This is a genomic window from Halorubrum trapanicum (genome assembly GCF_017873555.1).
Taxonomy (GTDB): Archaea; Halobacteriota; Halobacteria; order Halobacteriales; family Haloferacaceae; genus Halorubrum; species Halorubrum trapanicum.
In genome coordinates this window covers 97,539-108,787 of record NZ_JAGGKE010000010.1, presented here as the reverse complement: position 1 = coordinate 108,787, position 11,249 = coordinate 97,539, and the positions used below count along the sequence as shown (strand labels likewise).

Genomic DNA, 11,249 nt, shown 5'->3' with positions numbered 1-11,249 from the left:
GAGGCGGGACGACCGCTTACGCGACGATGATGTCGTCGCCCTCGCTCGACTCGCCGTCGTCGTCGGTTTCGTCGGTCGCGTCGGCGTCGGGCGTCGTCGCAGACTGTTCTGGCACGATGACGTCCTCACCGTCGCCCGCGTCGGCCGCGGCCGTCGCGTCGCCCTCGGACGCACCGTCGGAAGAGTCCTCGACGGACTCGAAGACGTCGACGTGGTCGTCGGAGTGAGTCGTCCGCTCGCCGCCGGACACCCGTTCGGCTTCGCTACCGGCTGCGGCGGACTCGTCGCCGACAGACGCCGCCGTGTCGTCCTCGGAACCGGTTTCCGCACCGGTCGCGTCCGCCTCGACCGCGACCGAGCGCTCGTCTTCCAGCTGTCGAACGCGCTCTTTCATCTCGACGAGCTCTTCGGTGAGTCCGTTGACCGCCGCCTGTAGCTCCGCGACCTGCCGTTCGAGGTCCTCGACGCGGTTGCTCATTATACACACGTGTGCTCGCGCGACGCGTATAAATCTGCGTCAGACACACGTGTGACCAATTCGCACGGTTTGACGGCGTTTCCCGAACGTTTCGGAGTCGTGAAACGTGTCAGACAACAGGGGAAGATACTTGTACCGACCGGCAATACCCCTTCGGTATGAGCAAGATCACCTTCCGGGCGGACGACGACCTCGTCGACCGGCTGGAAGCGTGTGACGCCTCCAAAAGCGAGGTGATGCGGGAGGCGCTCCGGACACACCTCGACGGGGGCGACGAGGCCGCGTCGGACGAGTCCGACGCGGCGACGGGGAGCGTCGACGACGCCCTCGCGGACCGCGTCGACGAGCTGATCGCGGAGCGGCTCGACGCCGCACTCGACGAGCGGCTCGGTCCGACGGCCGGCGCCGCGACGCCGGCGTATACGGCCGGAAGCTCGAGAGATATCAACGTAAACGTCACGCTCGACGCGCCGAACGCCCAATCCGACGAGTCCGAAGGCGACGTCCGTGTGACGCGTGAGACGGCGACCGACGGGGATCCGGGCGCGCGTAAGACGGATGCGGACCCGAGCGCGCAAACGCGCGAAAGCGCCTGTGGCGGGTGCGGCGAGATAGTGCCATCAGACCACGTGTACTGCCCGAACTGTGGCGAAAAGCAATCTCACAGAGCCTTCTGCGAGTGCGGCGACGAGCTCCGGACCGACTGGGCGTTCTGCCCGGGATGCGGGCGGAGGACCCCGGCAGCAGACGTTCTGAAAGACGATAACAGGAGGTAGACGCCCATATGCGCGCATAATCAGTAGTTTAACATTTTGTCTTACAACCACCGGTAGTTTTATATTGGTAGGCTCGGTGAGTCCAGTTGCGTAAGACGGTCGTCTTACAGAGGGCGTCCGATTCGGGGTGCTGCCCCGTAGTCGGGCGGTCCGAGCTGTAAGACACACGCGTCGCGTGTTCGCCGTCTTACCGGGGGAATACCAATGGAGCGTGTGACACTACGAATCCCGAAACAGCAGATTGACGAGGTCGAACAGATGGTGGAGACGGGCGAGTTCCCGAACCGGAGCGAGGCGATCCGGTCGGCCGTCCGCGACATGTTGAACGAACAGGACGGCGAGCGCGACGAGCGCGGCCGCAACCGCAACTGGGCGAAGGTGTAAACTGATGCAAGATCTCGTTCAGGACGCCCTCGACAACGCGGAAGCGGAGAAGCGCGACATGGACTCCGTCGACATGGACGACGACGAGTTCGGGGACCCCCGAATAGTCATCGTCGGCGCCGGCGGCGCCGGGAACAACACGGTCAACCGGCTGTACAACATCGGCGTCGACGGCGCCGACACCGTCGCCATCAACACGGACAAACAGCACCTCAAGATGATCGAGGCCGACACCAAGATCCTCGTGGGCAAGTCGCTCACGCAGGGGCTCGGTGCCGGCGGCGACCCCAAGATGGGCGAGCGCGCCACCGAGATGGCTCAGGGGACGATCAAGGAGGTGCTCGGCGACGCCGACCTCGTCTTCGTCACCGCCGGGATGGGCGGCGGCACCGGCACCGGCGCCGCGCCGGTCGTCTCGAAGATCGCCAAAGAGCAGGGCGCCATCGTCGTCGGGATGGTCTCGACGCCGTTCAACGTCGAGCGCGCCCGCACGGTGAAAGCCGAGGAGGGTCTGGAGACCCTCCGCAACGAGGCCGACTCGATCATCGTCCTCGACAACAACCGGCTCCTCGATTACGTCCCGAACCTGCCGATCGGGAAGGCGTTCTCCGTGATGGACCAGATCATCGCGGAGACGGTGAAGGGGATCTCCGAGACGATCACCCAGCCGAGCCTCATCAACCTCGACTACGCCGACATGTCGACGATCATGGACCAGGGCGGCGTCGCGGTCATGCTCGTCGGCGAGACCCAAGACAAGAACAAGACCCAAGAGGTGGTCAACGACGCGATGAACCACCCGCTGCTCGACGTGGACTACCGCGGCGCCTCGGGCGGACTCGTCCACATCACGGGCGGTCCCGACCTCACGCTGAAGGAGGCCGAGGGGATCGCGAACAACATCACCGAGCGGCTGGAGGCGAGCGCCAACGTGATCTGGGGCGCCCGCATCCAGGAGGAGTACAAGGGGAAGGTGCGCGTTATGGCGATCATGACGGGCGTCCAGAGCGCGCAGGTGCTCGGTCCCTCGACCCAGAAGCAGGCGGACAAGTCCCGCGCCGCGGTCAACGGCGACGAAATCGGCGACTCGCGCTCGCGGGCGGCCGAGGCGAACGAGACCGCGGGCGGCCACGGCGACAGGGGCGAGCCGGCGGTCTCCGGCGGCACCGAGCGCAGCGCGTGGGAGTCCGACGGCGGCAGCGACCCGATCGAGAAGAACAACGGGCTCGACGTCATCCGCTGAGTCGTCTCCGTTTTCCCGGAGCAGAGACGGCCGATCGCCTTTTCGACGTTTTTGCGGACCGTTTCAGACCGCCTCGATCGATTCCAGCAGCCGGCATTTCCGACAGACGTCCCGACTCGTCTGCGAGCCGCAGCGCTCGCACTCGCCGAGGGTCGAAGCGTCGGCGTCGTCGCCCGTCTCACCGGCTTCGTCGTCGCCGGCTCCCTTACCGTCCCCGCGGTAGGCGTCGGCCGCGAGCGCGGACAGCTCCTCGTAGCCGGCCATGATCGAGTGGCGCGCGCCGGGGTGGTTCTCCTCTAAGGCGTGGATCGTCGACTGGATCTCGCCGCGGTACGCCTCCTCAGCGTGGGGACACTCGGCCATGTGGGTCGGCAGGTCGCGGACGTGGCAGTACAGGGCGATCTCCTTTTCGGGTACGTCGCGGAGGGGCTTGGCGCGCGGGACAAACGCGTCGGTCTCGGCGCGCTCGTCGAAGGGACCGAGCGAGGCGTCGAAGTGTTTCGCCACCTGTCGCACGTCGCCCTCCAGGAAGTTCATCATCGCGGTCTGCGCCTCGTCGTCGAGGTTGTGGCCGGTGAGCAGCTTGTCGGCGTCGAACTCGGCGGCGTAGTTCTCCAGCAGGTCGCGGCGGAACACGCCGCAGTACGCGCAGGCGGCCATGTCCTCGGGGTCGTCCTCGACCACGTCGTCCATCCGCACGTCGAACTCCTCCTCGTAGGAGACCAGCTCGTGGCGCAAGGAGAGGTCGTCGGCCAGCTCGATCGTGGCGTCGATGCTCTCGTCGCGGTATCCCTCGATCCCCTCGTGGATCGTCAAGGCGAGCATCTCGACGCGGGGGTCCTTCCCGAACACGTCGTCGAGGATCTGCGTCAGGGCGACGCTGTCTTTCCCGCCGGAGAGACCGATCACCCAGCGGTCTGGGTCGTCGGGGGTGGCGTCCGGGTCGAGGAGCCCGTCCTCGCGGACCCGACGCTTCACGCGCTTCTCGACCGACTCCCGGAGGTGGTGGCCACAGAGGTGCGCCCCGGAGTAGGCGGCGTGGTGGATCGCGTCGCTCCCGCACTTGTCGCACTCCATCGGTGTCGGGTTGCGGTCGCGCGGGGATACCCGTTTCGGGCCGCATACGTGATTGGCGATCCCGTCGGAACTACCGCTAAATTCTCGGCCGCTCGGTAGTACGCGACGGGCCATAGATCCACACGGAACACCTCCAAAGCCCCAGCCGCGACGGCTCGCGCGGCTTGCTGTCGTTCGAAAGGCGCTTCGCGCCTTTCGTGATGTCGTCAGAACGCTTCGCGTTCTGACTGCTAGCCAGAAATCGGAGATTTCTGGCGATGACGAGACGCCGTAGGCGTCTCGAACCACGTTCCTCGCTCGGTCGCTGTCGCTCCCTCGCTGCGGTACTTGCTGCGCCGTGCTTCGCCCTCGCGACTGCCCCTTTGAGCCCCACCCCGCCCCGCACAGCACCGCACCTCACGCCTCCCCAACCTCGTCGGGCGCGTGTCTCGGGCTCCCTTCGGTCGCCCTCGTCGCGCCCGACTCCCTCGCGCGTGCTCCTCGCGCCCGATGGGCGCTCGGAGGCACGCGCCGCGAGGTGGGTGTAAACGAACGTCTGACATCGACAACCCTCGGCCGGTTGTCGCCGGTTCCGACACCGGTTTGTCGCCGGCGCGCCGCGAATCGGCGTGAGCGATTCCCCGACCGGGGTCGACCGCGACCCCGACCCGCGATCCCTGCGCGAGGATCCGCCGGCGGAGAGCCGTCGGACCCGGCTCTGGCGGGTCGGGTTCAACCTCCTTCCCGCGTACCGGGGCACGGGCGCGCGCGTCGACCACATCGCGGCCGACTGGCGCTACGTCCGGATCCGCGTCCCGTTCAACTGGCGCACCCGGAACGCGGTTGGGACGATATTCGGCGGCAGCATCTACGGCGCGATCGACCCGGTGTACATGACGATGCTCCGGCGGACGCTGGGCGACGGGTTCACGGTGTGGGACAAGTCGGCCGCGCTGGAGTTCATCGAACCCGGCCGGGAGGCGCTGTACGCAGAGTTCGACCTGCCGACCGCGGAGACGCAGGCGATCCGCGACGCGCTCGATCCGGGCGAGTCGACCGACCGCGAGTACCTCGTCTCGCTCGTCGACGACGAGGGGGAGGTCCACGCGGCCTGCGAGAAGACGCTGTACGTGCGCCGCGACGAGTGAGGCTGGCGGCGGTCGCCGGCCCCACCTCGGTCAGTCGTCGGCGGGCCGCCGGACCGAGTCGAGCGGCGACACGGAGATTATCAGCCGGTCGTCGGCCGTCGCGCTCACCATCTTCGACTCGGCGAAGCGACTGCCGTCCGCCCGGAGCCCCGTGCTCGTCCCGGTCCACCGCTCGCCGCCGGTCACGGCCGGGATGACGTTCCGCTCGATGTGTTCGACCGCCGGCTCGGGGTGGAGCCGCTGCCACGGCTCCCCCTCCAGCTCCCCGGGGTCGTACCCGTACAGCGAGCCGTACTCCTCGCCCACGAACTCGAAGGTCCCGTCCGGCGCCACGGTACAGATCCCGTCGAGGGTGACGCCGCCCGCGGCCGGGCCGCCGGCGCCCTCGGTCCCGAAGCGCCCGCTCTCGCCGGCGGCGGCCAGCCTGACGCGCCGCAGCAGCGCCGTGTAGCCGTCTGCGCCGCCCCGCTTCGAGACGTAGTCGCTGACGCCGGCGCGGACCATCTCGGCCGCGATGTCGGCCGGCCCGGTCGCGGAAAAGAGGAGGAACGGGAGGTCCGGATCGAGTTCGCGGGCGGCCGAGAGCAGTTCGACGCCGGTCAGGCGGGGCATGTCGTAGTCGCTGACGACGCAGTCGAACGGCTCGCGCTCGATGCGCCGGAGCGCGTCGTCTGGACGGGTCTCGACCGCGGTCTCGCAGTCGAGTTCGTCGTCGCGTTCGAGGTGGGTCGCGACGAGCCGCGCGAGTCCCGGCTCGTCGTCGACGCACAGCACGCGGAGCGTCTCGCTCGTCATACGCGTCGTCGCCGGCGGGCGTACTTATTCGTATTCGCCCGATGTTCAGGGCTGAGAACCAGTTTTCGAGCGCGTTACGCCGTCGCGCCCGTGACGAGCGCCTCCTCAACCGTCTCGACGAACCGCTCGGGGTGTTCGACGTGCGGGAGCAGCCGCGCGCGGTCGAAGACGACGAGCCGCGCGTCGGCGGCGTCGGCCAGCTCGCGCCCCTCGGTGAGGGGACTCACGGTCGCCTCCCGCCCCCAGACGATCGTGGGGGGCACGTCCAGCTCCGCGAGCGCGGCCGCGAGGTCGATATCGCTGTTCAGGCTCCCCGAAATGAACGAGGCGGGCGCGAACCGCGCGTTCTCGACGTGGGTCGTGCGCCACTCGTAGTCGGTCCACTCGGCGCTCGGGTTCGCGGGGTCGTCGTAGCCGTGATCCGCGTTGAAGTACCGGATCGACGGCTTCGAGGCGACGACGTTGAACAGCGCCTGCCCGACGAGCGGCGCGCGGAGCAGTTCGCGGAGCCACCCCTTCGCCGGACTCGGTCCCGCGGTCGCGGTCGGACAGACGGCGACGAACCCGCGCAGGTCGACGCCGCCGTCCGCGTCGCCGCCGTCGACCGCCGCGGCCGCGTACGCCGCCGACAGCGAGGAGGCGACGACCGCCGGCTCGTCGAGCTCCCCGAGGAAGTCGTGGACGAAGTCCTCGTACAGCGCCGCCGAGTACCGGAGCGGCGGCCGGTCCGAGCGGCCGTACCCCGGGAAGTCGGGCGCGACGACGTGGTAGTCGGCGGCCAGCTCGTCGAACACCGCGCGCCACTCGCCGGCGGAGCCGGCGGCGTTGATCCCGTGGAGCAACACCAGATCGGGGTCGTCCGGGTCGCCCGCCTCGGTGTACGCGACGTCCATCCCGCGCCAGCGGAAGGTGCCGTCGTCGCCGTCGAGCGGGGACTCCAGTTCGCCCTCGTACCGGAGACCGGTGTTGAGCGCTGCGAGCGCGCCGACGCCGAGGACGGCGCCGCCGAGGAGGTTCCTGAGCTTCATGGAAACCTGTTGGTTCGCTGGCGACTTATACCCGTGGGACGCGGCGGGGGCGCGGAGCGACCGCGAGGACTCCCGAGCGAGTCCGGGTCTCAGTCGTCGCGGTCGCCGTCCGCGGCCTCCTCCACGCAGTCGGCGATCGGTCCCACGATCGCCTCGGCGACCGCGTACGGGTCCGTCTCCCGGTCGCGGACGCGCTCTGCGAGGCGGTCGATCCCCCCGCGGCGCTCGATCTCGGCGGTCGCGAGCGCCCCCACGTCCGCCCGAACGAGCGTGCGGATCTCTTCGGCGTACCGGCGCCGTTCGGTCGTCTCGATCTCGCCGGACTCCCGCAGGTACGCCGCGTGCGCGTCGAACGTCTCGATCAGCCCCTCGACGCCCTCGCCGGTGTTCGCGACGGTCTCTAACACCTCCGGCGTCCACGAGTCGTCAGCGTCCGCGTCGCGAGCGTCGGACTCACCGGACTCGGAGTCCGCCGAGTGGCCGGCGTCGTGGTGGCTCCCGGCGGATCCGCCTCCCTCGGTCGAGGCCATCGAGGCCGCGCCGTGGTGGCCGGCGCCGCGGCCGGTCGTCCCGCCCTCGCGGCGGTGGACCATCTCCTCCAGCTCGGCGACGGTCCGCTGTGCGCCGTCCATGTCCGCCTTGTTGACGACGAACACGTCGCCGATCTCGAGGATACCGGCCTTCAGCGTCTGGACGTCGTCGCCGGAGCCGGGCTGGACCAGCACCGCCACCGTGTCGGCGGTGCGGACCACGTCGACCTCGTTCTGGCCGGCGCCGACGGTCTCCAAGACGACGACGTCCTTCCCGAAGGCGTCGAGCGCCTTCACGGCGTCCGCGGTCGCGGTCGAGAGGCCGCCGAGCTGGCCGCGCGCGCTCATCGACCGGAAGAACACGTCCATGTCGCCGACGTTCGACCCCATCCGGATCCGGTCGCCGAGGACGGCCCCGCCGGTGTACGGCGAGGAGGGGTCGACCGCGATCACGCCGACCGTGTCGCCGCGCTCGCGGTAGGCGGCAGCGAGCTTGTCGACCAGCGTCGACTTCCCGGCGCCCGGCGACCCGGTGACCCCGATCACGTCCGCGCCCCCGGTGTGCTCGTGGAGCGCGGAGACGATCGCCCGGTACCCCGGCGTCCGGCTCTCGATCTTGGTGATCACGCGGGCGAGCGCGCGGTGACTCCCCGAGAGGAGGTCCTCGACGAGCGCGGCGTCCGCGTCGGAGAGCGACGGCGCGTCTGCGAACGCGGGTGCGTCCGGCCCGGCCATCTACGCGCGCTCCGGGACGTTGTTCCGGATGAACTCGATCGTTTCCTCCATCGGCGTCCCCGGCCCGAACACCTCGGCGACGCCCAGCTCCTTCAGGTCGTCCTCGTCCTCGTCTGGGATGATCCCGCCGACGAGGACGAGGGTGTCGTCGAACGCGTCGTACTCCTTCAGCCCCTCGATCACCTTCGGGACGAGCGTGTTGTGCGCGCCCGAGAGGATCGAGATGCCGAGCACGTCGACGTCCTCCTGGACCGCCGCCTGGACGATGTCCTCCGGCGCGCGGTGGAGTCCGGAGTAGACGACCTCGAAGCCGGCGTCGCGGAACGCCCGTGCGATCACGTGTGCGCCCCGGTCGTGGCCGTCGAGTCCGACCTTCGCGACCAGACACCGGACGGCCCGTTCCTGCTGTTCGGCGCTCATGCCCCACTCTGGGTCGCGTGCTGGTTTGATTCTAACGGAAGATGGGGAGGTTTAGGCGAGCGGGCAGGACCGATCGGCGCCGCGGGATCCGCGACCGACGCGTTGAACGCGCGGGCGACCGTAAACGGCTCAATGACCGACGAGACCGACGGGGACAGCGACGACGCCGCGGGCGCTCCCAACGCTTCCGCGGGCAACGGTGACGACCGGCTCCCACCCGAGACGCGGATTGGCCGCGCCGCGCTCCGGGTCGCCGACCTCGACGAGACGACCGCGTTCTACCGCGACGTGGTCGGTCTCGCGGTCCTCGACCGCGACGACGAGCGAGCGACCCTCGGCGTCGGGGAGACCCCGCTCCTGATCTTGGAACGCGACGCCGACCGCCCGGCGCGGAGCCGGATCGACGCCGGACTCTTCCACACCGCGTTCCGGGTCCCTTCGCGGGCCGCGCTCGGCGAAGCGCTGGCGCGGGTGCGGGAGCGCTGGCGGCTCGACGGCGCCGCCGACCACCTCGTCAGCGAGGCGCTGTACCTCGACGACCCCGAGGGGAACGGCGTTGAGATCTACCGCGACCGCCCCCGCGAGGAGTGGCCGACAGACGAGGACGGGACGGTTCGGATGGCGACCGACCCGCTCGACGTCGAGGGGGTCGCCGCGGCGGCGGCGAGCGAGGAGCGAGCGGGTTCGGTCCCTCTCGTCGACCGCACTCCTGCCGGGACCGACGTGGGTCACGTTCACCTCGAAGTGACCTCGCTGTCGGCGTTCGAGGCGGTGTACGTCGACGGTCTCGGCTTCGAGGTCGGGACGAGCGGCCCGGACGTGCGGTTCGTCGCGGCCGGCGGCTACCACCACCACCTCGGCGCGAACACGTGGCGGGGGCGGACGACCCCAGCCGGAGGGCGCGGGATCGCGTGGTTCGAGGTCGTGGTTCCCGACGAGGGCGCGCTGGACGCGGTACGGACCCGGCTCGACGCGGTCGCGGGCGAGGGGGGAGTCGAGTTCGCCGTCGACGAGCGCGAGGGCGGGCTCTCCGTCACCGACGCCGACGGCACCGAGGTCCGCATTCGGGCAGCGGAAACTCAGCCTTTATAAATTAATGCGGTGGCGCGTGCCGGCGAGCGCCCGACGGGCGCGAAGTCGCACGCGCGAGGGAGTCGGCCGACCGGAGGGAGGCCGACGAGGCTGGGGAGGTGTGAGGTGCGGTGCTGTGCGGGGCGGGACTCAAAGGGGCAGCCGCGAGGGCGAAGCACGGCGTAGCAAGCACCGCAGCGAAGGAGCGAGCAACGCGAGCGACTGAGCGAGGCGCGCAGCAAGCCGCGCGAGTCCTCGCGGCTGGGGCTTTGGCGGTGTTCGTCGTCGATCTGCCAGTGTCGATTTATAAGTATACGGCTGGGGCTTTGGAAGTCTCCACGGTCGATCCGCGGTCAATCACTTATAACTGAGAACCCGAGAGTTCGGAGGTAGCGGCTGTTGCCCCAGATTCAACCATTTATAAGTGCGTACTTGAGCGCTGTCGGATGTCCCGAACCGATCGACCGCTGTGTTAGTCGTCACCCGACGATCGTCCGGAGCGTCGACTCGGTCAGGAACGTGGTGATCCCGAGCGCCTCGGTCGTCATCCACGCGAGGAAGACGAGGTACATCGCGAGGAAGACGTACCCCTCCTCGGTGGTGATCTCGAAGTCCGTCGCGGCCATCACCACCACGACGAGGGTGGTGTAAAACAGGAACAGCAGGAGCGGCACGGAGGTGAGGAAGCCGATCGAGACGCCGCCGGCGAGGATGACGCCGATCGGCAGCGCCGCGACGAGGTTGAACGTGTTCGTCCCGAAGACGTTCGCGATCGCCGCCCGCTTGTCGCCGGCCTTGCCCATCTTCACGCCGACGAGCAGGTCGGGGAACGAGCTCATCGCCGACAGCAACGTCACGGAGATGAGGAACGACGGCGCGTCGAGCGCGTCCGATATCTGCACCGTCATACCCACCATCGACTCGACGCCGACGAGCACGACGACCAGTCCGGCCGCGAACAGTCCGACCTGCTTCGGGACGTTCGTCGACTCGGTCCGCTCCAGGTCCGACGCGCCGCTCTTGCCGCCGGCGAGGAGGATGACGTACACGCCGTACAACACCAGCAGACCGACGCCCATCTGCGGGGTGATCCGCGCGAGCTCCCGCCCGTCGGTCCCGAGGACGCCCAAGGCGATCACGCCGAAGAGGGAGAGGACGGCGACCATGTAGAAGATGGCGTCGCGGTAGACGATCCCCTGTGTCGTCGTCGTGTCGCCGCTCGTGATGGAGACGGCGGCCGGGATGACCAGGATGTTGAACACCGCCGTCCCGATGAGCGCCCCGGCGCCGACGCCGAAGTCGCCGAGGACGAGCACCGAGATAATGATGATCGCGAGCTCGGGGAACGACGTCGCGGCCGCGACGATGAGTCCCCCCTGGATCGCCTGCGAGACGCCGAAGTGGTCGCTGATCTTCGAGGTCGTCGACTCGACGATGTTCGCGCCCTTCCACGTCAGCAGGAACCCGACCACGCCGAGCGCGATCCAGACGGCGAGCGGCTGGTCGCCGATAAGCTCATAGAGTAGCGTCACCGTGCGATAGATCCGCTCGGAGCCGATTAGTGGTTCCGGAAGGGCGCGGTCCG

12 protein-coding genes are annotated in these 11,249 nt (G+C 69.1%); 5 read left to right on the top strand and 7 right to left on the bottom strand.

The genetic code is table 11. The annotated features are described in order from the left end of the window. Positions 1-16: 16 nt before the first annotated feature. Positions 17-478 carry a DUF7518 family protein gene (locus J2744_RS11780; RefSeq protein ID WP_210113546.1) on the bottom strand — a complete coding sequence of 154 codons (462 nt, stop codon included), beginning with the start codon at positions 476-478 and terminating at the stop codon, positions 17-19. Positions 479-636: 158 nt separating this feature from the next. Between J2744_RS11780 and J2744_RS11775 the strand changes: the two genes are divergently transcribed. The 3 genes from J2744_RS11775 to ftsZ all read left to right on the top strand — a co-directional run bounded on the left by J2744_RS11775 (position 637) and on the right by ftsZ (position 2,881). Further along, entirely contained in the window at positions 637-1,254 is a 618-nt protein-coding gene (locus J2744_RS11775; protein ID WP_210113545.1) for a double zinc ribbon domain-containing protein, read from the top strand. Positions 1,255-1,458: 204 nt separating this feature from the next. Next, positions 1,459-1,638, top strand: a complete 180-nt coding sequence (locus J2744_RS11770; RefSeq protein ID WP_004595187.1) for a ribbon-helix-helix domain-containing protein — start codon at positions 1,459-1,461, stop codon at positions 1,636-1,638. 4 nt (positions 1,639-1,642) lie between these two features. Continuing rightward, positions 1,643-2,881, top strand: coding sequence for a cell division protein FtsZ (ftsZ, locus tag J2744_RS11765; protein WP_210113544.1), 1,239 nt, complete (start codon positions 1,643-1,645; stop codon positions 2,879-2,881). Positions 2,882-2,944: 63 nt separating this feature from the next. Here the strand turns inward: ftsZ and ncsA are convergent, their stop codons facing one another. Then, positions 2,945-3,958 (bottom strand): tRNA 2-thiolation protein NcsA, encoded by a 1,014-nt coding sequence (gene ncsA, locus J2744_RS11760; RefSeq protein WP_210113543.1) that lies wholly within the window; start codon positions 3,956-3,958, stop codon positions 2,945-2,947. 608 nt (positions 3,959-4,566) lie between these two features. On the opposite strand from ncsA, the gene J2744_RS11755 reads away from it, so the two are divergent. Then, positions 4,567-5,085: a DUF4442 domain-containing protein gene (locus tag J2744_RS11755; RefSeq protein WP_210113542.1), complete on the top strand. Its 519-nt coding sequence runs from the start codon at positions 4,567-4,569 to the stop codon at positions 5,083-5,085. A gap of 30 nt (positions 5,086-5,115) precedes the next feature. On the opposite strand, the gene J2744_RS11750 is transcribed toward J2744_RS11755, so the two are convergent. The 4 genes from J2744_RS11750 to J2744_RS11735 all read right to left on the bottom strand — a co-directional run bounded on the left by J2744_RS11750 (position 5,116) and on the right by J2744_RS11735 (position 8,593). Next, on the bottom strand, positions 5,116-5,880 hold the full coding sequence (locus tag J2744_RS11750) for a response regulator (protein ID WP_210113541.1): 765 nt from the start codon (positions 5,878-5,880) through the stop codon (positions 5,116-5,118). A 74-nt stretch (positions 5,881-5,954) separates the two neighbouring features. Continuing rightward, positions 5,955-6,908, bottom strand: a complete 954-nt coding sequence (locus J2744_RS11745) for an alpha/beta fold hydrolase (RefSeq protein ID WP_210113540.1) — start codon at positions 6,906-6,908, stop codon at positions 5,955-5,957. An 89-nt stretch (positions 6,909-6,997) separates the two neighbouring features. After that, positions 6,998-8,173 carry a methylmalonyl Co-A mutase-associated GTPase MeaB gene (gene meaB, locus J2744_RS11740; RefSeq protein WP_210113539.1) on the bottom strand — a complete coding sequence of 392 codons (1,176 nt, stop codon included), beginning with the start codon at positions 8,171-8,173 and terminating at the stop codon, positions 6,998-7,000. Further along, positions 8,174-8,593 (bottom strand): cobalamin B12-binding domain-containing protein, encoded by a 420-nt coding sequence (locus tag J2744_RS11735; RefSeq protein ID WP_121562430.1) that lies wholly within the window; start codon positions 8,591-8,593, stop codon positions 8,174-8,176. It abuts the gene before it with no gap. 132 nt (positions 8,594-8,725) lie between these two features. Here J2744_RS11735 and J2744_RS11730 point away from each other — a divergent pair, with 132 nt between their 5' ends. Next, positions 8,726-9,685 (top strand): VOC family protein, encoded by a 960-nt coding sequence (locus J2744_RS11730; RefSeq protein WP_210113538.1) that lies wholly within the window; start codon positions 8,726-8,728, stop codon positions 9,683-9,685. A gap of 458 nt (positions 9,686-10,143) precedes the next feature. Here J2744_RS11730 and J2744_RS15505 read toward each other — a convergent pair whose 3' ends face one another. After that, the gene (locus tag J2744_RS15505) at positions 10,144-11,196 is read right to left on the bottom strand and encodes a sodium:calcium antiporter (protein WP_210113537.1); all 1,053 of its coding nucleotides are present in this window, start codon (positions 11,194-11,196) and stop codon (positions 10,144-10,146) included. Between the last annotated feature and the right edge of the window lie 53 nt (positions 11,197-11,249).